The sequence below is a fragment of the Acinetobacter sp. YH12098 genome (assembly GCF_013419235.1).
GTDB classification, from domain to species: Bacteria; Pseudomonadota; Gammaproteobacteria; order Pseudomonadales; family Moraxellaceae; genus Acinetobacter; species Acinetobacter amyesii.
Genome location: NZ_VPAO01000005.1, coordinates 23,316 through 46,706 on the forward strand (window position 1 = coordinate 23,316; position 23,391 = coordinate 46,706).

Genomic DNA, 23,391 nt, shown 5'->3' on the forward strand with positions numbered 1-23,391 from the left:
ACACAGTTATCCTCAAACTTATCCACAATGCAACTTATTGTTTCAGCGTGAATATTTTTATCTTTTTCGTGCTTTTTCACGTTTTAGCCACAACCTTTTCGCTCAATATTGCATCGAGGTTTTGAATGAATGTATCCGCCGGCTTCCAGTGATATACTCCACGATCGGACTGTCCATCCATACCACGAAGATACAGATAACTCGCCCCACCCAAATGCTGCGTCATGTCATAGTCTTTCATCACGGCTTTCAAATAACGATGTAGGGCCACCAAATATAAAGCCGCCTGCAACCAGTAACTAGAATGACTCATACTTTCTCGAATATAGGCATGATTATAATGTGCGGTCTGATCGCCTAAGAAATTACTTTTATAATCGGCAATCTGATAACGCTGACCATCATAATATACCAAGTCAATCGACCCCGTCAGATAGCGTGCCGTAAACACATCATTCAAATCTTGTATTTGTAAATCTGGCTCTTTTAGGCTTTCAAATAGCATGCGTATTTTACGTATCGCCAATGCACGATCTGCCATACTCAAATGAAAATCCATTTCCGAACGATATTCGCCATCGTTTAACTGATGCAAGCTAAAACCATCATGCAATGGTGTATGAATAATTTGACTGTACCATTCCCGCATTTCTTCAATCAGTTCAGCTTCATCTTGCTCAGGGTTTGCCGTTTGCCCGAACTGTTTCATTAAGTTTTGCAACATTTGCGGCGAATCAAACTCAACATCACTATGAAAACGTGATGCGATGGCTTTGGCCAACTTCTCTTCTGGGGTGCTAAATCGAACTTTTTCCATCAATTTATGCAAGAAACTTCCGGGCTTGGTTCCCTTTGGAAAATGCCGTTTAATCCAGCTTATTTTCTCTGCCGTTTCTGCTTCAACGATTTCAAGCTGTTCAACTTCATCGGCAGCACTGTCTTCCTGTTCGTTCATTGCCGCTGCCAGTTGGTCACGTTGTATATGTGTCTTATGTGCCGTACGCGTGAGCGCGGTAAAACTAGTGGTTTCCCGTGGATAAAAATGGCTGTTAGGTATCTCTTCCGCTTCTAATACAACAGATTCAACCTGAGTCTGAGTCAACATCGGTGGTGCTGCACGCAAGACATCAGCATCCACACTATCTGCATGTTGGAACAGATCTGGTTCGCTTCCACGCCAAAAAGTCAGTCCTGAGCGTGCTTCTGCCAATTGTTTCTTTTCGACCTCATGATGACGTAGCACGGCATAAACACGATAACTGGCACGGGTCAACGCCACATACCACAAGCGATGGTGCTCTGCTTCATTGCGCGCATCATTTTGTTGAATATCATCTTCGGGTAAGTCCGAAGACTTCACGGCAATCACACGTTCTAACCCAAGGCTTTTTTGCTGATTGTCTTTAAGGGAAAAATTCAAATTGCCTTTTTCACTTAAGCCCGCATTTGCTCCCAATAAAAACACACAACCAAACTCTAAGCCTTTGGACGCATGAATCGTCATCAGTTGCACCCCCAATTGCCCGGTCAATTTTCGCTCTTGGGTGCTTTCATTATTGATGCCTAAATTGATTTGGCGAATAAACCATTGATAGAGCTTATGCGCACCGGTGTAGTGTTCACTTTGCTGACTTAATAATTCTGCGATATGGCGTAAATTCACCACTGTGCGTTCATTATCTCGACTTTGTCCAGCCACCAACCGCGTCCACACCTGAAAGACCGTCATACAGCTATTCCACGCGCTGCGGAATCCTTGCTCATTCCAAATTTGTCGGATCTGTTCGAGTTTTTCGATAATTTCGCTCAGCCCATCTGCCTGCTGTTCGAGTGCGACCAGTTGTTTCAGATCAAAACCCAATAAACGGCTCAGCAGCGCACGTTTCACCTTGGCTTCTTGATAAGGATTTAAAATCGCCGTCAGCAAAGCGGCAACGTCTTGTGCGACGGAACTTTTATAGACGCTGTCCCGTGATGCTTTATAACAAGGAACACCCAGTTGCAATAAACATTGTTGCACTTGCTCTAAGTCGAAATGGTTTTGCCCTAAGACCGCAATATCGTTTGCTGTCAGTGCTCGCTGGATATTGTTGTCTTGAAAATATAAATGTCCTTGCTGAGCTTGGTTGAGTAATGACTGAATCTGCCAAGCCACTTGCTCTGCTTCATTTAGCGTTTCATCCAAAGCCAACCAACGCAGCGGTTGTGGATTGACTTGATCATGATCAATCAACGGCGGATGCTCGCGCTCACCTGCTTGAATCGGGGTGTATTCAACATGCTCACCAAAATCCATTTGCCGATGAAACAAGGCATCCACCACTTCAACCAAATTTTTGACTGAACGATGGTTTTTGTTCAAGGTATAACAACGCCCACCCTTGGTTTGAATATCATGACGCGCTTTACGATAGGTCAGCATGTCACCGCCACGGAACCCATAAATCGCCTGTTTGGGGTCGCCGACCATAATCATACAACCCTGATGTAAGCGCTCCTTGACCCGCCAAATACTGGATAGCATGTCATCTTGATCTTGGTTGGTGTCTTGAAATTCATCGACTAAAATCAGCGGATATCGTGCCAAAACATGAGCGGCAAAACTGTCTTTCCCTGCTGCTGAGCTTTGCTGTAAGGCTTCCGATAAGGTCCTAATTTGTTGTGAAAAGGTGGTTTCGCCAGCGTGGGACAACACTTGAGGTAAACGCTTTTTGACTTCCTGTGCCAAATAAAAGTTTAGAAATTGTTCTGCTTGATTGATATGTTCATAAGCATTGAGCACCGCTCGAAGTTGTTGCACAAAAGCATGTTGATAAAATTCTTTTGAGACATCTGGCTGCTCTTCAACGACTTTGTCTTTAAATACACGTGGCTTGAATTCAGTTTTATTCGGATCATAAAACAATGAACGAATGGCTTTCATCGTCGGTTGTAACACGTCGGACTGAGTCAATACCCCTTGGCTACCCGAATCTTCAAAGTGCTGTAAAAACTCGGGAATGCGTGTATTAAAAGTGACAAAGAATGTCCCTTTATTAAAACGTCGAGCGTCGACAAGGTTCTTATAATGACTTTCGGCATCAAAACACGCTGCAAGCTCTACACGAGCGGCAGGCAGCATCTGCGCAAGCTGATGACACATCGCTTCAAAATGCGCCAAGGCATTTTCGGGTAATTCAGGGACGCGCAAATCCACCGATGGGAAGTTTAGACTTTCCTTTACCACGCTAAGATAGTATTCAGGGCCTTTCAACTGATGATTCAACATCAAATATTCAATCAAATGTGCAGGCTGCTGCTGAATCCAATCTCTTAATAAATCATGAATGATCCGTTCAATATGTAGGTCTTCATCATCACTGATTTGCACTTGTTCAATACGACCGCTTTCAAAGGCAAATTCACGTAATAACTTTTGACTAAAGCTGTCCAAGGTCCCAACAAAGAGTTCTTCATATTGTTGTAAGACCACGTTCAACCGATTGTAGGCATAATCTAAATGATGCCCATGATCTTTCAGCACTTGCTGATACAAAGGGTCACTCAAAATTTGCTGAAGTTCGGCCAACTCATCTTGAGATGCCGCGAGCAGGCCATAAATAAAGTCACGGGTTTCTTCAATCCGCAGCCGAACTCGCGCTTTGAGTTCCGCTGTGGCTTTACGGGTGAAAGTGGTGGCAATGACCTGATTCGGCATATAGCGATCGAGAAAAATCCGTACCATCAGACTGGAAAGCGTATAGGTTTTTCCTGTACCCGCCGAGGCTTCAATCCAGTGCAGTCCGGTAAAGCTCATGTCTGCAATCGGGTTGGTGGACATTTTCATCGTTTGCTGTGGCATATTCATTTTTTCACCTCAGGCTTGATGACATTGAGTTTTTTTAGGCCGTCATCCGCCTCGGTATCCATCACATGATATAAACGTTCTGCATAATAACGACAGGACAATGCCAGAAGCTCATCTGCCGCTTGTTGCTGTAAAATAAAGCTCCAATCACGATGGTGGCTATTGGCTTCATTCGACTCCAACTCCACTCCACCAAAACTATGATTTTTCAGCCATTCCTCTTGAAGCTTTGCAAAATTATCTGGCATGAGCTGGCCTGTTTCATTCTCCACCCAAGTGCATTTTTCTTGGCGAATTAAGGCAGCAGGCAGCACCACAGGACGTTTTTGTGCATGTTTCCACATCGCCACCCATTCACTGAGCTGCAGCTTGGCTTGTGCAGAGCTTAATCCACAACAGACTATGCTTTTATCATTACAAATCACTTCACGACGATATGCAGCCCCCTCATCGCCTAAGTCTAAATAGCTCAACCACAGCAGATATTCGAGCCAGGTTTGCGTCTGACGTTTAGGCTTTGCCCCAGACGCCATACAGCTTAACCAATGCATACTCTGAGAGTCTTCAGGCACGGTGATGCTCAGTATCAAATGCGGTTCAAGCTGTAAGTTTTGTAAGGTGGTCGCGGTTACACGGCGTCCATCCAAACGCTCTAATAACTGTGCCTGCTCTTGCAAACTGAGCTTCCAAGTCGCTATTTGACTATGTCCCACAGGCAGTACATCTTGGAACAAGGCCATATCCGGTTCAGTTGGAGTCGTAGAGTTCTGATCCTCAGCTTGATGGACACGAGAGGCAGGTTGCACATAATGCTTTTGCAATAAGTCACGGACATGATATTGCTGTAAACGGTCGAGCAATAAAGGCTCTTGCTGTGGTAATTGGTCACCGGTATAGACACTGGCCACGCCAAGCGTTTTCAAATATGCACGAGCTGGAAACACCACATCTTTAATCCATTCCTGACCATCCAAAACCCGTACTTCTTGTTCATCATGCACAGGATAATCACGGTTAATCCACGATTGGCGTTGACCAGACTGATCTAAAATATGTTCCGCCACAGCAAACCATTGATCTTTATATCGTAGGTTTTTCGACTGCTGAAAACCCATCGGGTCAAATGGCTGCAAAGGATAAATATGGTATAGCGGCTCGAGCTGCTGTGGAATGCGTAAGCCATCCAAATCCAGCATGGCATCATGTGGTTGGTTCAATTGCTGCGGCTGAATCATCCGTGCGAGGAATTGGCTAAATTCATAAATCACGGAGGATGGCTCACGACTTTCACCATCATTGACATCAAAGCCATTATAGAAAATCCACAAGGACTGTCGGGCAAATAACAAGGCATCTAAAAATGCACCTTTATCATCTTCCAAACGTGAGCGATCACCCAATACCGGTTTAAACACATCCATCAAATCAAAAGGCACTTGCTGATCACGACGTGGAAACTTACCACTATCCATGTTCATCAACACCACCAATGAAAATGGGACTTGGCGGATTTTCCCCATGTCCGCAAAGGTCACGGATCCTGTCGGTTCGATCTGATCGGCAGAGCTATCGATGCCTTGTTGTATTTCTTTGAGCAGCAAAGATAATGGCAAATTAAAGCTATTGGGGAGCGACTCAACTTTATCACTTTGAGCATTGTGCAGACGTTGCGTCATCGCACGCATTACACTGCGAATGGTTTCAAATGCACGACCACTGGCCTCCACAAAAGGCTTCAAATCTGCGTCTAATTGTTGCAACCATGCTTTGACCGTCTGTGCGCTGAGATTTGGATTGAGCCAATCTCGACGCGCACTGATATCTCGGTAGATCTGAATTAAAGTTTGCACCAACTCAAAATCACTACTCAACACCCCTGCAAAACTTAACGTGTCCTCAAATACGGCATGTTGTGGAATCGCAATCCCTAAAGCCAAACGGTCTAATGCAAATTTAAAGGTATAACGATAATCTCGGTCTTGCTCGGACAAATAAGCCAACATGTGCTGTTCGTCTAAACCACGACGGAAACCGGCTTGAATCAGCAGTTCCATCATACGCTCCATTTGCACATGGTCGAGCTGATACAGTTCTTGCACCGCATTCAAATTCAGCCAATCATGAAAATCTTCTGCGGTAAAACGACCTTGACTAATTTCAATGCGTCCAACAAAGGCTTGCCATGCATTTTGAATATCTTGACTGACCACCCCTGCAATTTTGACTGGGATATAAGGTAAATCCACAGCACTGCGACCCATGCCTCGAGTCGTCGAAAAGACCGTCCGAATATGCGGTTCCAGTTCTTTTAAGTTTGGCACCAAGACCAAGATATCACTCGGATGGCGTGGCTCTTGTTCCGTGCCATCGGCCAACCAATGCACCAACTGTTCACGTAAAACCTCTAACTGACGCAGGCTAGAATGACAGACATGAAATTGAATCGATTCATCTGCCCCCGCGAGTGCATATTGATGCTGCTCGGGTTCTTCTAAGGTCATGATGTCATATTGAATTTGAGCGAGCAGCGTTGTCGGCTCGGTGTCTGGAAAAATATCTTCCCAACCTTCGCCACCAGACATATTCACCAATAATGCAAAGTTATCCCGCGCACGTTTACCTAAACGCGTCAGTAATGAATGCTGAGATTCACGAAATTCCGCATTGGTCGTACTCAGATAGGCCTGAATTTGTGCCGTGCTGACATTGGGATTTCGCTCAATATAACGCTGTTGTAATTTCAAGTTATAACGATCTTTCCATACGGGATCGACCATGTCTGCCCAATACTCACGCGATGGGTTGAAATACAACAGATGCACTTCGGTATACGCTGCCAAGCGATATAAAAATTTCAGTTGTGCAGGGGGTAATTCTAAGGTCGTAAAGACGAAAATCTGTTCAGGCAAACCGTTATAGGTTTGGTGACGCTCATCATCATCGCGCTCATCATCCTCAGCATCCAAATCAAATTGCTGCTGCCGATTTTGCTCAGCATGCGCCAAGGCAAACCAAAATTTATTGTCTATTTCCTGACGGTCATTAAAGTCTTTTTGGAATACTTGATGCCACAGCCAACGCTGCCAATGCTCCAGTTGTCGAGCCTGAGTCGGTAGATATTCATCAGCTTGTTCAGGTTTCAGACCTGTAAGTTGCATAATATTTAACGGCTGGTTATAACTCCACGCTTTTAGCCAGTCAGTATCGCAATGTGGACAAACCCAGTGCTCAACACCTTCATCTGGGGTATGAATACAACTGCCACGAAAGGCCATGTAGTTGGTAAAAAGCCGGGTGACTTGAGCAGCGATCCAGTACAACATTTCTTGGCGCTTTTGCTCACGTTTTTTTCGATCTGAGAGTTGTGCTGTGCTGTCAAAAATACGCTGAACTAAGGGCTGCACGTCTGTCGGAATCTGAGCAGCATCAAACTTATCAGCCGCAATAAAACCGGCTAAAGCATTATAAATACGCCATTGCATAATCAATGGCGGCATGTTGATACCTTTAATTCGCTCTCGGTCTTGTTTGTTCGGCAAGGCCCAATCGTAGGCTTTCCACTGCAACCCTAAAATTTTACGATGATACTTAATATTGGCACTAATACTGATTTTTTCAGCAACTTGTTTTTCTAACCATGCTGCAATGGCTTGATCGGGTACCACGATATGCCGTTCTTGCAAGACAGATAATGCATTAGTCGACTGATTTGATTTTAATTTTTTGATTAGACAATCCACCAAAACTTCGATTCTTTGACTCTGAATTACATGTATTGCCATGGATTACCTTTACAGCCTGAGTGACCAACTACTACAAAACAACAATGATTATTTACTATACATCTTGGGCTGTCTATGCGACTTTGACAAGAGAATAGATTGCAAAAAATGCTTTTAAACAAGTATCTTAATGATACTTTATGAGAAAAAAACCAATCCAGTATCAAGGGTATCTGCTTATGAAAATTGATAACATTCCTGATTCCATCGACCCTAACTTAAATCTGGAAATTATTCGCGCTGAATGCTTAGAGCTTGTGAAAAAACGTGCTTATTTTTCAGCAGGTGCAGCCATTATTCCTGTGCCATTTTTGGATGTGGTGATTGACGTCGGAATTTTGTCACAGCTCATTCCAGAAATTAATGCGCGTTTTGGTTTAGCGCCAGATCAAATTAGTGTGTTTGATCCGAAAACCAAACAAATTCATTGGACAGAACTGCGTAAACGTGGTGTCGAATTTTCTGGTTTAGTGGTTGCACGAACCGCCATGAAAAAATCGCTAAATAACATTGCAGCAAAATATATTACCAAACAAGTGACCAAATTTATTCCACTAGGTGGACAATTGGTGGCAGCCAGTTTGGGTTATATTGTGATGAAAAAAGTCGCTGAAACCCATGTAGAAGAAAGCTACCAATTGGCGAAGCGTATTCAACAGAAATTTCCGAACCAACCTGTTCCAACGCCTAACAATGGTTAACGAAACGATGTCTAGCGCATCAACAAGATTTAAGAATCAAAGTGATTTAAACCATAGATCTAAAGATGAAGTAAATCTGAAAATGAGCGAGTTTTGAAAATGAAGAAAAAAGCCACGAATTGCGTGGCTTTTTTCATAAAATCAATCTGCTTTCAATTGCGCTAAGATCGTCTCTAATACCTGTAAGCGCGCACTATGTTTGTCATTGGTAGCGATCACATGCCACGGCGCATATTCTGTATCCGTACGTTGCAACATATCTGCGGCAGCTTTGAGATAGTCATCCCAACGGTCACGATTCCGCCAGTCATCTGGAGTAATTTTAAATCGTTTATGTGCGGTTTCTTCGCGGGCTTTAAACCGCGCAGCTTGCTCATCCTTATCTATGGCTAACCAGAACTTGATGACAACCGTTTGACTGTCATATAGGTCCTTTTCAAAGCGATTAATTTCATCGTATGCCCTCTGCCATTCAACGGTGTTAGCAAATCCTTCAATCCGCTCAACCAAAACACGACCATACCAACTGCGATCAAAAATCGTGATTTTCTCTTCAGGGACAATTTTATTCCAAAAGCGCCATAAGTAAGGACGGCGTAGTTCATATTTTTCAGGTGCTGCTATGGTATGAATTTCATATTCGCGTGGGTCTAACTTTTTAACAATACGTTTAATTGCTCCGCCTTTCCCTGCGGCATCCATCCCTTCAAACACGATCACCACGTTGCGTGAATCAAAACGTAAAGCTTCAGCCACCTTACGGCTTAATTTTTTTAATTCTTTTTTATAATCAGCTTCATCAGCGACGGCAGTGCTGGGTTCCAATAACGCCTGTGGGGTTTTGGCTTGTTTCCAGCGCCCCACCGCCGTGGTTTCATGTGTTGGACAATGTTTTAAGGTCCGTAAAATATGCTGTGCAAATTGTTGATCACGGACTTGCTCATCTTCACAGTCGATGATGACCCAGTCATGGCTAAAACGCTGACGTAAACGTTGTAGGTTGTCATATTGCTTTTTATTGCGCCAATCTAAACCATGCAATTTATGCCAACGCGCTTCACTCGGGTCCATTTCATCCAAACGTTTTTGTAAGGATTTCCACGATAAATCGAACCAGACTTTAATCACATCGACATGATTATTTTTTAGGTCTTGTTCATAGGCTCGCATGTTCTCGACATATTCATCAAATAAGGTTTCATCCAAAGGCTTTGACACATGCATAGCGGTACTGAGCAAATCACTGTACCAGTTTCCAAACATCACCATAATTTGCCCTTCGGCAGGAATAAACCGTGCATAAGACTGCCAAAAGGTTTGTTTTTGATTAAACATGATCGGGGCATCCGCTTTCACCCTTAAGTAACGTGGATCAACCCATTCGCGGAGCTGTTTGACGGCCTCCCCCTTACCCGCAAGCTCTATTCCGCTGACTAAAATCAACACGCTTTTGGCATTAGGCTGACGGCTGGTATTTTTCAGTTGATATTGCGCTTCAATTAGCTCAACCGAGAGTTGTTCTTCATCCATCAATTGAAATTCTGTTTCTTTTAAGCTCATGGCAGACCCTTGGTTTTATTCTGTTTTGAGTATAACCATGCCGTTCATCACACAACAATGCTTTCATGTATATGCTGAAATGCAAAATATGACCATTTCTGCAACAAACTGACTCAGATTGACCTGTAATTTCGTCACTTTGTCATAGCCCTAAGCTCCAACACCCACTAAGATTCAAACATCTAAAAAATAATTGAGACACTCAATGTCCAAACTTGCAGTATTAGATGATTTACTTGAACTGTATTACCAGTTGAACTACCACAAAAAGCCAGAAATTTTACAGCGTTTACAAGATGTCCAGCAGTGGCAAAAACAGCGTATGCAACGCACACATGCCGTACAATTTGCTGAAAAACAGAATGTGCTGATGTCTGAATATTTTATTAACCGTTTATACGGCGGTCCTGATTTCGATGCATTAGCAGCACAAATTGCACGTCTCACTCGCTATGCGCATAAAGCAGAAAAATTGATTCCAGACAATGCCATTAAGACCGGCACTTCGGGCGTACAACTTGCGATATTGGCCGTACAGCTTGATGAGCAAGTGGCCATGCAATTACTACAAGATTATCCAACCAACCCAACCCTGACCGATGAAATGATGCGCCAGACCTATCTCAAGCTCGATCAGGGCAAAGACCGCATGTTGCAACTGCAACTGTTAGACGATTTAGGTCGTAATTTAGATAAATATATGCGCTCGTTTATGGTCTATACCGCCTTTAAAATGTGTAAGGGCGCAGCAAACAAATACAACTTCGAAGTGATGTACGACTTTATGCAAGATGGCTTCTTGGCGATGAAACCGCTCAAGTCAGCAGAAAAATTTGTCCGCGAATTTACCGCTGTAGAACGCCAAATCGTTGACCGTGTACATGCCGGTGACCCGAACCCGTTTCAGCCTGCGGCTTAACAAAACTCACATCCCACAAAGCCCATGTTTGATATAAAACAAACTGGGCTTGCAAGACTGAATTCAGATTTTTTATAGGGGATTTGCAAAGCAATTACAGCAGACCCTTATTTTTTCTGTATATTATTCACAACAAATGCAAATGACTGCTGTATAACAACAGAGAATCTGTCATCATGCTTGCAAAGCAACATTAACCCTATTTATAAGTTAGGAGTGACTCTAATGTCTAACGAGAATCAAACGCCTGCCCCTACACCTGAGTCGGCACAAAATACAGACAAAGTGAGTCCATTCTTAACTGAGCCTTTACCACAAGGGACAGCGCAAGGTCAGCAACAATCTTTAGAACAACGTCTGACCGACACACCTGTGACAGGTTCAGTACCCAAATATAATCTGCCACGTGGCGCGAATACTGGTAACGTTGGGGCAACCACGCACTTTGGTTATCAAACCGTGAGCAGCGAAGATAAAGCACAAAAAGTAGCGGAAGTTTTCCACTCAGTGGCTGCAAAATACGACATCATGAATGACTTAATGTCATTTGGTATTCACCGTCTATGGAAACGTTTTGCCATTAACATGTCTGGTGTACGTCGCGGTCAGCACGTCCTAGATATTGCAGGCGGTACTGGTGACCTTGCCAAAGTATTTAGCCGTGAAGTTGGCCCGACAGGTCATGTGGTGCTTTCAGACATTAATGAATCGATGCTCAATGTCGGTCGTGACCGCCTCATTGATGCTGGTTGTACCAATGTCGATTTCGTTTTGGCCAATGCTGAAACTTTAGAACCTTTTGCAGACAACAGTTTTGACCTATTGACCATTTCATTTGGTCTACGCAACGTGACTGACAAAGATGCTGCACTAGCTGCCATGTACCGCGTACTTAAGCCAGGTGGTCGTTTACTGATTTTAGAATTCTCTAAACCGGTATTTGAACCTTTCTCAAAACTGTATGACTTGTACTCATTCACTGCATTACCGATCATGGGTAAAATCGTAGCGAATGACTCTGAAAGCTATAAATACCTTGCAGAATCAATTCGTATGCACCCAGACCAACGTACTCTTAAAGGTATGATGGAAAATGCGGGCTTCCAAAACTGTGATTACCACAACTTAACGGGTGGTATCGTGGCTGTACACCGTGGTTTCAAACTTTAATACTGCAGGCTGAACTATGTGGTCGATTCTCGCACTTGGTGCAGTTGAACGCTTAATTCATCATGTCATTGATTTGGATGCGATTACCCGCATCCAACTGAATGAATTGCAAGGCAAAATGCTTCGTGTGGTGATCGACTCACCACAGTTGTCGGTGGATGTGTTTTTTGACGATCAGAAAGTTCGCTTAGAACCGACGCCAACAGGACATACTGAAACCGCATCCATCTTTGAGCAACGCCCTTTCGAGCAGCAGTCAAACATAACTGAAGCAACGGCGACCTTACATGTCAAAACGGTCGTCGAGCTCCTCAAACTGCTGTTGGCTGAAGATGTCGGCAATATTCCATTGCAAGGTGATTATCACTTATTGCAGGATATCCAGCGCATTATGCAGCAAGCTGAGCCTGATTTAGCTTCGCATCTAAGCCCTTGGATTGGTCCAAGCCTTGCGCATGAAATTGGTAAGTTACAACTTGCACCCAAACATCTCAAACGTACTTTACAAAGCCATTTGTTCTTTGCTGAAGACGCGTTAAAAGAAGATTCAGGCTTGCTTGCCCCACGCTGGCAAATGGATGACCTGAATCAAGACACCCGAATTTTGAATCAAAATCTGGACCGTGCAGAAGCAAAAATTCAGCAGCTGCACAGCCAAATTGACTCATTACAAGACAACACTTAAGACTAGGTAATTGCATATATGATTCCGCACGTTTCACGTTTACTCGACCTTTGGCGCATTGCTGCGCACTATAGACTCGACACGTTGTTTCCTGCGGAAGAATTACCGGAAAAAGCCCGTCATATTATTTCCCTCATTCGTATACATCCTGCAGCACGTTTAAGCAAAGAACGTAAAAATCCACTGAAGCTAAAACAAGCTTTAGAAGATATGGGACCTTTGGCCATTAAACTCGGTCAATTACTGTCTACCCGTCGTGACTTGATTCCACCTGAAGTTTTACAGCAATTGGTGCTTTTACAAGACCGTGTAAAACCTTTTTCAAATGACGTTGCCAAAATGCGCATTCAGGAATCACTCAAAGCCGATGTTAATACCTTATTTGCACGCTTTGACGAGCAACCTTTAGCCGCAGCATCTATCGCACAAGTGCATACTGCTGCACTGCATGATGGTCGCGAAGTCGTAGTGAAAGTGGCTCGCCCGAATATTCGCAATCAAATTCTGCATGATTTTGAAATATTAGAGTGGCTTGGTCAGTTCCTTGAAAAACGCCTAGAAGCCGCTCGTGCCCTGCATCTATCTGAAATTATTCAAGACTACCGTCAAATTATTCTCAATGAATTGGATTTGACTTTAGAAGCGGATAACACGCGTCGTATGCGTCATTACTTCACCGGTTCAAGCATGATGTACGTGCCTGAAGTCTATATGGACAGCCGTGATGTCATGGTCGAAGAGCGTATTACGGGTGTACCAATTTCAGATATTGCGACCTTTGATCGCTTGGGCATGGATCGTAAAGATTTAGCCGAAAAAGGGCTCACCATTTTCTTTACCCAAGTGTTCCGCGACAACTTCTTCCATGCAGACATGCATCCGGGGAATGTCTTCGTCGAAACCATTAATCCAAGCAATCCACGCTTTATTGCCTTGGACTGCGCGATTATGGGTGAGCTTTCAAAGCACGACCAAATGACCGTAGCACGCATGCTGCTTGCGGTTATGAACAGCGACTTTATGCAACTGATTCAAATCGTGCATCAAGCGGGTTGGATTCCACCGGGTACAGATCAAGATGCCTTAGCACGTGAAATGCGTCGTACCGTTGGCCCAATGGTCTCTAAACCAATGCATGAATTGGACTTCGCCGGCATCCTGATTCAAGTGATGGATATTGCGCGTCGTTTCCATTTAGAGATTCCGCCACAACTGATGTTGCTGCTCAAGACCTTGGTCCATGTTGAAGGTTTAGGAACTGATCTCTATCCTGAATTGGATATTTGGAGTTTGGCAAAACCAATCCTCACCGATTGGATTAAAGCGCAAATGAATCCGCAGAAAAACTTAAAAGAACTCGGGCAAAAAATTCCAGACTTACTTTTAGGTGCGCAAGATTTACCAACGCTGATGATCGACAGCCTGAATGGTTTAAAAAATCAGTCGGCTTGGCATGCCAAACAACTGAATGAACTGCAAAGCATGCGCCTGCAAATGGAACATCAGCAAAAACGTAGTTGGGTTTTTGGCAGTATTATGGCCATCTTCCTCTCCATCGCGATAATTGCGCCATGGTATGTTTCCATCGTATTAATTGCACTTTCAAGCTTACTTGCCATTTGGCGTGTGTTTAAATAATCTGTGTTTAAATGATCTTGATGTATCCATAGCTCCTTTAAGCCTTTTGACAATAAAAGGCTTAAAGCCATAAAAACAAAAAATTCAAAAATTTAAATAAGGCTGAACGCCATGTCATACAGTTATTTAGGGGTACTGTATGGTCGAAACCCTCTCCGAGCATGTGCAACGGCCTTGCTGTATAGTTTTTCGACCCTGCTCGATGTGTTGGTTCAATTAAATATGCACATGCCTTTTCTAAACTGGCAACCGCCAGCCAACACCACCCTGTATCGGATGCAGCATAGCGCTACATTTTGGTGGATCATTCTCTTTAATGCACTTCCCTGTTTATTCCTACTTTGTTTGCCACAGCAAAAGCTGATGGCGGGGTTAAATTATTGGTTATTAGCTGGGGCCGTGATTTTTATCATTAACCTATTTGCTTGGGCGGTCTTTCCAATGGCGACATGGGCAATCGTCTGCCTCAGTTTGTTTCAATTGCATCGGCATAACGAACAACTATTACAGCATTCCTGAGAGACGCCCTGATATGACTGAGAAGTCATTTGTCGGAAGTTTCAGCCATTGGGTCTGTGCAAAAACGCATTAGAATAATTCTACGACTGTATTTTAAGCGACTACCATGACTCAAATTTTGCAAAAAAGACCGCCTGCGCTCAATATCCGTGCTGGCCATTTAGCCCGCCAACTGATTGAACAAGAGGGTTTAAACGCTGCTCAAGTGGATATCCTGCCCGGTGCTGCGGGTGGTCCGAAAGGCATTGGTATTCAAGGTTTAGATCAGGCGATTTTTGCTGACTTTTTGCCACGCGCGCAACAAAAGCGTACTTTAATTGGTTCATCGATTGGCAGTTGGCGCTTTGCCAGTATTGCTGCTTGGGGAGCCATTGAAGGGACGAAACGCCTCTCTGAGCTGTATACCAATCTGAGCTTTCATAAAAAGATGAGCCGTCAAGAAGTCAGCGATGTGTGTCGTGGCATGCTGATCGATTTGATTCAAGGTCAAGAAGCGGCACTGGTTAATCACCCGGATTATCACCTCACTGTGCTTTCAGTCAAAGCTCAGCATATTTTCCAAAGTGATAAAGCTCTGCCGCTATTAGCCTCTGTCGCAGGAATCGTGGGAACGACAGCGCTCGCACGTAAACACAGTCGTTATTTCATGCAGCGTGTAATTAGTCAGCCTGTGTCAGGTCATCAATTTACCGTGGCGGATGATGGCTTTACCACGCATTACCATGCATTGACTCAAAATAGTGTTATGCCGTGGCTTATGGCATCTGCATCTATTCCTGGTGTTATGGCCGCGATCCGTGATATCCCTGATGCACCACAAGGCAGTTACCGCGATGGCGGCCTAATCGACTATCACATTGACCTGCCCTTCCAAAGTCAAGGCATCGTACTATATCCACATTTCACAGATAGCATCACCCCCGGTTGGTTTGATAAATTATTTAAACGTCAGGCTAATCCAGACAATCAAGCGCGTACCTTGTTACTATCACCTTCACAAGAATACCTTGCAAGCTTGCCGCTTGGCCGACTGCCTGACCGCAAAGATTTTACCCTCAAAGGTTTAGACAACCAACAACGGATTAAAATGTGGAACCAATGCGTGGCTGAAAGTCAGCGTATGGGCGATGAGTTTTTGGAAATGGTTGAGAAGCAACATTTCCCAGCAGTCATGCAAGCACTCTAAGCGTTACAGTAATCTCTTGCGAGGGACGCTATAATCCTGTTTCAGAATTTTGAGCTTATTTAGTATAGATTTATGCGGATATTTTTAACTGTTTTGCAGTATGCCTGCATCGCTTTTGCACTTTTCCTTGTTTATCAAGTGTCAACCGCCTTGATCAGCGGCCAATACGATTTAATGGAAGTAGTGGCAGATGTCGGTACCATTTTAATTTGTATCGATTTGGCGGTATTTTTATTTACTAGTAATGCAAAACAAGGCATTAGTATCGAAGACTATGCGAAACAATTGGAACAAAAACCGTCTAAATTGGTATATGTCACCCGTAAATTGGGACACTTCGGTATTTTGCTGATCATTACCAGTTGGATCGTACCGATGATTCGCTAATGTATTTTAGTTCAATAAAAAGGATCATCATGTGTTCATGATGATCCTTTTTTATGTCATCGGATTTTATTTATCCGAAGAAATTAACCCGTCCAGTTTTTACATCATACACTGCACCAACAATCGCCACTTTACCTTCTTGCACCAACTGCTGTAGCACTTCACTATTTTGCAAAATATAGCGGATGTTGTAATGCACATTCATTTGCGTCACTTGCTCTAAAAATGCCGGACTCAGCGTTTGTGGTTGCATCAATTCGGCAACACGCGATACAGACTCATTGAGTGGCCCCAGCACATATTGAATATGTGGCATACGCGTCAGGCTCTGAATCGATTGACCAGCTAAATGCAACTGACAAGCACTGCTAACCGCACCACAGTCCGTATGACCAAGCACCACGATCACTTTGGCACCTTTGGCTTCGCAGGCAAATTCCAATGATCCCAAAACTTTTTGTCCCGCGACATTCCCCGCAATGCGTAAACTAAATAAATCGCCAATTCCAACATCAAAGATCATTTCAGTCGGCGCACGAGAATCCATACAACCTAACACTGCCGCAATCGGATGCTGCCCTTCTTCAGCGGTCACCCGCAGTTGCCGATAGATATCTCGTTGCAAACGCTCATTTTGTACAAAACGTTTATTGCCTGCTTTAAGCAAAGCGAGCACGTCCTCTGGGTTCAAACGTTGCTGTAAAGCTGCTGTACTAATATCTATATCTAATGCCGCCTCCTGCGCATCGGCATAGTGTGTCTTGAAACCAATCAACTGCACTTGCACTTTACGCTGTGCTGCCTTTTCCTGCTGGTACTCTTGAATAAGCTGGAAAATATCAGCATCCATATCACTCACATGTGTAGCATCAATCACCACTTGTTCGCCGCGATGGATATGTTCCAATGCAGATATTAATGCCGAACGGTTGAGAAAACTGACTTGTGAAGGCAATTCAATCCGTGTAATCACCCCATGTAAATGATGCTCTTTATACACCTTCAGTCCCTTATTAAAATTGGCATATAAAATAAAGGCCGCACTACTGGCTAAACCAATCAAGATTCCGAGCAATAAGTCTGTGAGTAAAATCGCCAACAAGGTAATGATAAAAGGAATAAATTGTTTCCAACCTTTTAAATAAAGCTGTTTAAACAATTTGGGATGCGTCAGTTTAAAACCTGTGAGGATTAAAATTGCAGCTAATGCTGAAAGTGGAATCATGTTCATCAAAGGCACTAAACACAGCACGGCAAACAGGAGCAACACGCCATGAAAGATGGCAGAACATTTACTTTTAGCTCCAGCACTGGCATTGACCGAACTACGAACAATTACTGACGTCAGCGGCATCCCGCCTATAGCACCCGAACGACATTGCCGATGCCTTGCGCCCATAACTCTCGGTTGGGGGGTGAAGAGCGCTTATGCGGATCCAATTTATCTGCTGCTTCTAAATTCAATAAAGTTTCTAATGACGCCACAACCGCCAAAGTGATAGCGCCCGTATAAATCAGAGGATTATTTAAAGCGGTCCAATCCGGAAAGATCATCACATTTTGTGGCTGATCCCAAAGGTTAGAAAGTTGGATGAGATTTGATGGATGAACTGCAAAAGACGAGCCACTAAGCACCAACACGGCATTACATAGTGCAGCAAGAACGACAGCAACCAAGGCTGAAGGCAAAACCCATTTTTTGCATGGGCTCTGCTCCCAAAGCAACATCAGTACAAGGCTACCGATACCGATCACAATGGCACCCACATCCCATTGCAAATTGAGCGGCTGTGACTGCCACAACACTGACCATGAAAATTGGTTCAAGCCAAACAGATAAGGCATTTGACTCCCAATCAAGATCAGCCCGATAGCTGCCAATAAACCCAATATGACATTGTTCGGAATAAAGTTGGCAAAGAAACCGAGCCTAAATATGCCAAATCCAATCTGTAAGATACCGGCAAAAACAATACACAATAAAAAGGCGGCATAGTTGCCGCCGAGTAGTTCAAGCTGTACCAAAATGACTGCTGTTAAACCTGCTGCTGGCCCTGCAACACTGATATGTGAGCCACTCAGTGCCCCAACTAAAATACCACCGACAATGCCGGCAATAATGCCAGAGAGAATCGGTGCGCCAGAAGCCAATGCAATGCCTAGGCATAGCGGTAAAGCCACGAGAAATACCACTGTTCCAGATAAAAAGTCGTGAATATGAAATCGATGTCGTTCAATTTTAGATGTCATCATTTTACCGTTTATAATAAATATCAAATAATTAGATGTAAGTATGTAAAACCTAAAGTTTGTGACCACTTTATGGCGTGACTTATATTGTCTGACAATCGAACGATTCTATAGTGTGTTTTGATACGTGATTTGTGTGATTTTTACACTTTATTGCGAAGTTTAAGATTCAGCTCATTTATCTTTGATAGGCCTTAAAAGAAATAAAAAAACCTCCCAAATGGGAGGTTTTTTATAGCGTATTGAAACCACATTGCTTCAAAAAATTATACGTCGAATCATAATATTTCTTGGGACGAGTCCAGTCACTGTCATCTACAGATGGTATATACAACACCATACCTTGTCGCGCCCGAGTCAGTAGCACTCGATATGCATTTAACAGGTATTTCTGCTTTTCAGTTTGCCTTATATTTTGCCATCGACTACCTTTAAAGGCTTGAAATTGCCAATCTTGATCAAAATAAAAATTAATATCCCATGCCACGCAACTGTAATCTATTTCCAAGCCTTGCACATCAAACTCAGTTGCAATATCTTCCAAATAATACGCAGAACGTACATCTGTATTTGAATTCAAAAACCAATCTGCAGGTGTTATTTTATTCTTTACATCAATACCTTCGGCTTTTAAACGTCTGGCACCCGAACTAGCAATAACCCCAAAGCGCTCTGAACCCTTAGCCTTTCTTTTTAACCACTGTTTAGCAACATTAAAATCACGACAAAGCAGAATAGGATAATCTTGGGACATCATATGGTAAGTTTCTTTCGCGGACTTTGCATCACCATCTAATACATGTTGAATCAAATGTGAAACTTGTTCGCTGCGAAATGACCGGACAGAAACAGCAAGATGTAAATCTTCCTCATTTTTTCCATTTTTTTGAACCCAGAATTGTTGTTTAGGATCAGTTAAATAGACTTTATCCTGCAAAATTTTGTTAGAAAAGTAGATCTTCCATTTCGGGTATTTATGTTCTAATGCTGATAGCCATTCAGAAACACCTGCTTCTCCAGTGTTAATCTCCTGCCCACCACCAATCAGGCAAACAACGACACACCAATCAGCGTGGCGATCCATAACACTAATGAGAAACTCTGGTTCAGACATCGAAAAATTATCAATACCTTTTTTCTGTTTCATAAAGTTTGAAACCTGATCCTTTTGCCAGGCCCTTTGAGCTTCATCAAAAATAACGACTTTTTCGATTGGCACCTCATTTGATTTCAAATAATGATCTCTAAAATGATGAATATTTTGTATAAAGGCTTTGGCTTCACGTTCTGCCTCAGATCGCGTCTTTTTTTCTGTTTGTTGCTTAGCAAGTTCCACGGTATTTCGAACCAATGCTTCACGTAAAACATCAACTAAAGGACCATTCCCAGATAAAAATACAGAATGTTCTTGTTCATTTGTTTTTAAACGCTGGTTCGCAATATTAAGACCGGCCAATGTCTTTCCTGCACCAGGTACACCCGTTAAAAAACAAATCGTTTTTTTATTTGTTAATTTTGCATCTTCAATAATTTGTTCGATTTTTTTCGAAGTGATCGCTAAATTTTTTGCACCGGCATCACTTCTAGAAATTTCATCCACTGTATGACCTTGATATAACGCCTGAGCTGCTTCAATAATTGTGGGTGTTGGTTTATATCGAGACTCAACCCACTGTTTGATATTAAGTTGCGTAAGACCTGCAAATTGATAAAGCGCTTGTTCGATTACAATCCGTAAATTATGGGTGTTACAGCATAAAGTATCTTGATAAGTGGATACCGCTGACCATGACTGTTCACAACTTTGAGCTTGGGTTGAAATTAAAAGTGGTATGACCTTTTGCTGATGACTACCTTCATGAAAATTCAACAAATCCAAACAATAATCTATGACCTGAGTCTTAGCATATTGTGGGTAACTCTTTTCACCTACTTTAAATTCAATAACAAAAATTAAATTACGTATCAAAAGAATGTTATCTACGCGCTTACCCATCCGTGGAATAGAGAATTCAAAAAAGATTTCTCCCTCATCTAAAAAATCCAACTGTTGTTTTAAAATCTCAATTTGTTTTAACCAAGCGTTCTTTTGTAAATCTTCCAATGCAAATTCATGCTGTAGTGCCAAAGCCCCCATAATTTCTTGTTCATTTGTATGTATGAATTGTTGCACTGAACCCTGATAATAACTACGTAACATCATGATCTTCTAAGTTTATTTAAGCTTTGATTGTTTTAATCTTATATAAAAAAACCTCCCATATGGGAGGTTTTTTTAACAGTTAAAGATTACTTCGAACCTTTAATCCCTGCTTGTAATAACAACGCACCTAAACCACCAATTTTATTTTCTTGTGGTTTCGCTGCTTGAGGTTTTTTATGACCTTGTGGGCGGTCGCCTTGCGGACGGGCATGCTGTGGACGTTTCGCATGTGGCTTACGCTCACCACGTTGTTCTTGCTGGGCATTGTCACGACGTGGTTGACGTTGTGGTTTCGCTGCAGCAGCACCTTCTGCACGCATAGACAAGTTGACACGGTTACGTTCAACATCGACATTCAAGACACGAACTTGAACAATTTGACCTGGTTTCACGACTTTGTGCGGATCTGCAACAAATTCATTTGCAAGTTCAGAAATATGCACTAAACCGTCTTGGTGTACACCCACATCCACGAATGCACCGAAGTTCGTCACATTCGTAACCACACCTTCAAGCTGTAAACCTTCAGTCAACTGCGCCACTTCTGTGATGTCTTCACGGAATTTAGCCGTGCGGAACTCTGGACGTGGGTCACGGCCTGGTTTTTCAAGTTCAGATAAAACGTCTTGAATTGTCGGTAAACCAAATTGGTCATTTACAAATGCTGCTGCATCGATCTGACGGATAATTTCAGTATTACCAATAATATCTTTTACAGTCGTCGCTTTTGCTTCCACAATTTTTGCCACCAAGTCATATGACTCTGGGTGAACTGCAGATGCATCCAATGGTTCAGAACCATCTTGAATACGTAAGAAACCTGCTGCTTGTTCAAAGGTACGTTCGCCTAAACGAGGTACTTTCTTCAAACTTTGACGGTTATCAAAACGACCATTTTCTTTGCGGAATTCAACGATTTGCTGTGCAATCGATTTATTTAGACCCGCGATATAACCCAAAATAGCAGATGATGCTGTGTTGACATCAACACCTACTGAGTTCACACAGTCTTCCACAACCGCTTCTAGCGTTTTTGCCAAACCGGTTTGGTTCACATCATGTTGGTATTGACCCACACCAATCGATTTAGGATCAATCTTCACAAGTTCAGCCAATGGATCTTGTAAACGACGTGCAATCGATACAGCACCGCGGATCGATACATCTAAATCTGGCAATTCATTTGACGCCAATTCAGATGCTGAGTAAACCGACGCGCCTGCTTCAGATACCGACACACGAATCAAGTTCAAGTCTGTATTTGCTGCCATCATTTCAGCTACAACAGCTTCAGTTTCACGGCTTGCAGTACCGTTACCAATGGCAATCAGTTCAACATTAAACTCACGGCATAGACGTGCAAGTTCAGCCACTGATCCAGCTTTGTCTTCTTTCGGAGCAAATGGGTAAATCGTGCTATGTGCAAGGACATCACCTGATGCATTCACAACAGCCAATTTCACACCCGTACGGATGCCTGGGTCTACACCCAATGTGCAACGTGCGCCTGCAGGAGCAGAAAGTAATAAATGACGTAGGTTTTCAGCAAAGACATCCATCGCTTCAGCTTCAGCAGCCAAACGTTTTTCAGTCAATAATGAATGTTCAATCGCAGGACGAACTTTACCGAGCCAGAACAATTTTGCAGTTTGTTTTAAGAAATCTGCACGCGCTTGTGGTTGTGCTGTTTCTAAATTGTATTCAGTATCAATACGAGCCAATGGTGCATCATCTTCACCATCGACTTTTAAGCCCAAGACATTTTCTTGACGGCCACGGAGCATCGCCAATAAACGGTGTGAAGGGACTTTATTTAAGCTTTCAGAGAAATCAAAGTAATCACGGAATTTTTTACCGACTTCTTTTTTCTCATCGCTTGCAACTAAACTTTTCAACACTGCAGTTTTCGCAAATGTCGCTTTTAGCTCAGTGGTTAATGCAATATTTTGTGCCCATTCATCAATTAAAATGTGTTGAATCGCATCAAGTTGACTTTCAACATCTGCATAATCTTCATGGCTAAAGCCTGCCAAAGCTTCCGTAGGATCGATCGCTTCATTAAAGATTTTTTCAGCGATTGGGCCTAAACCCGCTTCTTTGGCTTTAAATGATTTACTGGTACGTTTTGGACGGTACGGTGCGTAAATCTCTTCTAAAGCATTTTTCGTTTCTGCTGCATTCACGCGAGCAAGTAAGTCATCAGATAACTTGTTTTGTTCTTTTAGAGATTCGATTACCTTTTCACGGCGCTCAAATAAATCACGCAGGTAAGTCAGACGTGTATCGAGCTGACGTAATTGAGTATCGTCCAGACCTTGCGTCACTTCTTTACGGTAACGTGCGATAAATGGAACACTGGCACCTTCATCAATGAGCTTGATGGCAGCTTCAATTTGATTTGGACGTACGGCAATTTCTTTTGCCAACTGCTGAACTAAGTCAGTCATCGTATTAGATCCCTGCAAGGATAAGTTCTAAAAGCCATGATTATAAAGACCAAGACCATAAAATCCACAATTGTTTTTATAAATTTATTCGTGGTTT

The 23,391-nt window shown here is 42.9% G+C and carries 13 protein-coding genes and 1 pseudogene; 8 read left to right on the forward strand and 6 right to left on the reverse strand.

The window, feature by feature from the left end; all coding sequences use genetic code 11:
• Window positions 1–76 precede the first annotated feature (76 nt).
• Together FTU38_RS02330 and FTU38_RS02335 are read right to left on the reverse strand one after the other, a co-directional pair.
• Window positions 77–3,847 carry a UvrD-helicase domain-containing protein gene (locus FTU38_RS02330; protein WP_180110471.1) on the reverse strand — a complete coding sequence of 1,257 codons (3,771 nt, stop codon included), beginning with the start codon at window positions 3,845–3,847 and terminating at the stop codon, window positions 77–79.
• Window positions 3,844–7,629, reverse strand: coding sequence for an exodeoxyribonuclease V subunit gamma (locus tag FTU38_RS02335; RefSeq protein ID WP_180110472.1), 3,786 nt, complete (start codon window positions 7,627–7,629; stop codon window positions 3,844–3,846). The genes FTU38_RS02330 and FTU38_RS02335 overlap by 4 nt, the downstream gene beginning before the upstream one ends.
• 179 nt (window positions 7,630–7,808) lie before the next feature.
• Here FTU38_RS02335 and FTU38_RS02340 point away from each other — a divergent pair, with 179 nt between their 5' ends.
• The gene (locus FTU38_RS02340; RefSeq protein ID WP_180110473.1) at window positions 7,809–8,330 is read left to right on the forward strand and encodes a hypothetical protein; all 522 of its coding nucleotides are present in this window, start codon (window positions 7,809–7,811) and stop codon (window positions 8,328–8,330) included.
• Between the two features lie 141 nt (window positions 8,331–8,471).
• Here the strand turns inward: FTU38_RS02340 and FTU38_RS02345 are convergent, their stop codons facing one another.
• Window positions 8,472–9,890, reverse strand: a complete 1,419-nt coding sequence (locus FTU38_RS02345; protein WP_180110474.1) for a phosphate--AMP phosphotransferase — start codon at window positions 9,888–9,890, stop codon at window positions 8,472–8,474.
• A 205-nt stretch (window positions 9,891–10,095) separates the two neighbouring features.
• On the opposite strand from FTU38_RS02345, the gene FTU38_RS02350 reads away from it, so the two are divergent.
• The 7 genes from FTU38_RS02350 to FTU38_RS02380 all read left to right on the forward strand — a co-directional run bounded on the left by FTU38_RS02350 (window position 10,096) and on the right by FTU38_RS02380 (window position 16,394).
• Entirely contained in the window at window positions 10,096–10,809 is a 714-nt protein-coding gene (locus FTU38_RS02350) for a hypothetical protein (protein ID WP_180110475.1), read from the forward strand.
• 225 nt (window positions 10,810–11,034) lie between these two features.
• Window positions 11,035–11,979 (forward strand): bifunctional demethylmenaquinone methyltransferase/2-methoxy-6-polyprenyl-1,4-benzoquinol methylase UbiE, encoded by a 945-nt coding sequence (gene ubiE, locus FTU38_RS02355; protein WP_078189802.1) that lies wholly within the window; start codon window positions 11,035–11,037, stop codon window positions 11,977–11,979.
• 16 nt (window positions 11,980–11,995) lie between these two features.
• On the forward strand, window positions 11,996–12,664 hold the full coding sequence (locus tag FTU38_RS02360) for an SCP2 domain-containing protein (RefSeq protein WP_180002881.1): 669 nt from the start codon (window positions 11,996–11,998) through the stop codon (window positions 12,662–12,664).
• An 18-nt stretch (window positions 12,665–12,682) separates the two neighbouring features.
• The gene (locus FTU38_RS02365) at window positions 12,683–14,302 is read left to right on the forward strand and encodes an AarF/ABC1/UbiB kinase family protein (protein WP_180007065.1); all 1,620 of its coding nucleotides are present in this window, start codon (window positions 12,683–12,685) and stop codon (window positions 14,300–14,302) included.
• 111 nt (window positions 14,303–14,413) lie between these two features.
• Complete coding sequence (locus tag FTU38_RS02370) at window positions 14,414–14,821, forward strand: hypothetical protein (RefSeq protein WP_180010239.1); 408 nt, start codon at window positions 14,414–14,416, stop codon at window positions 14,819–14,821.
• Between the two features lie 106 nt (window positions 14,822–14,927).
• The gene (locus FTU38_RS02375; protein WP_180048786.1) at window positions 14,928–16,007 is read left to right on the forward strand and encodes a patatin-like phospholipase family protein; all 1,080 of its coding nucleotides are present in this window, start codon (window positions 14,928–14,930) and stop codon (window positions 16,005–16,007) included.
• Between the two features lie 72 nt (window positions 16,008–16,079).
• A complete protein-coding gene (locus tag FTU38_RS02380; protein ID WP_078189807.1) occupies window positions 16,080–16,394 on the forward strand; it encodes a hypothetical protein in 315 nt (104 codons plus the stop codon).
• 70 nt (window positions 16,395–16,464) lie between these two features.
• Here FTU38_RS02380 and FTU38_RS02385 read toward each other — a convergent pair.
• The 3 genes and pseudogenes from FTU38_RS02385 to FTU38_RS02395 all read right to left on the reverse strand — a co-directional run bounded on the left by FTU38_RS02385 (window position 16,465) and on the right by FTU38_RS02395 (window position 23,294).
• Window positions 16,465–18,644 (reverse strand): annotated as a pseudogene (locus tag FTU38_RS02385) (SulP family inorganic anion transporter).
• Window positions 18,645–18,876: 232 nt separating this feature from the next.
• The gene (locus tag FTU38_RS02390; protein ID WP_180007251.1) at window positions 18,877–20,844 is read right to left on the reverse strand and encodes a DUF2075 domain-containing protein; all 1,968 of its coding nucleotides are present in this window, start codon (window positions 20,842–20,844) and stop codon (window positions 18,877–18,879) included.
• 89 nt (window positions 20,845–20,933) lie between these two features.
• Complete coding sequence (locus FTU38_RS02395; protein ID WP_180007060.1) at window positions 20,934–23,294, reverse strand: Tex family protein; 2,361 nt, start codon at window positions 23,292–23,294, stop codon at window positions 20,934–20,936.
• Window positions 23,295–23,391: the final 97 nt, after the last annotated feature.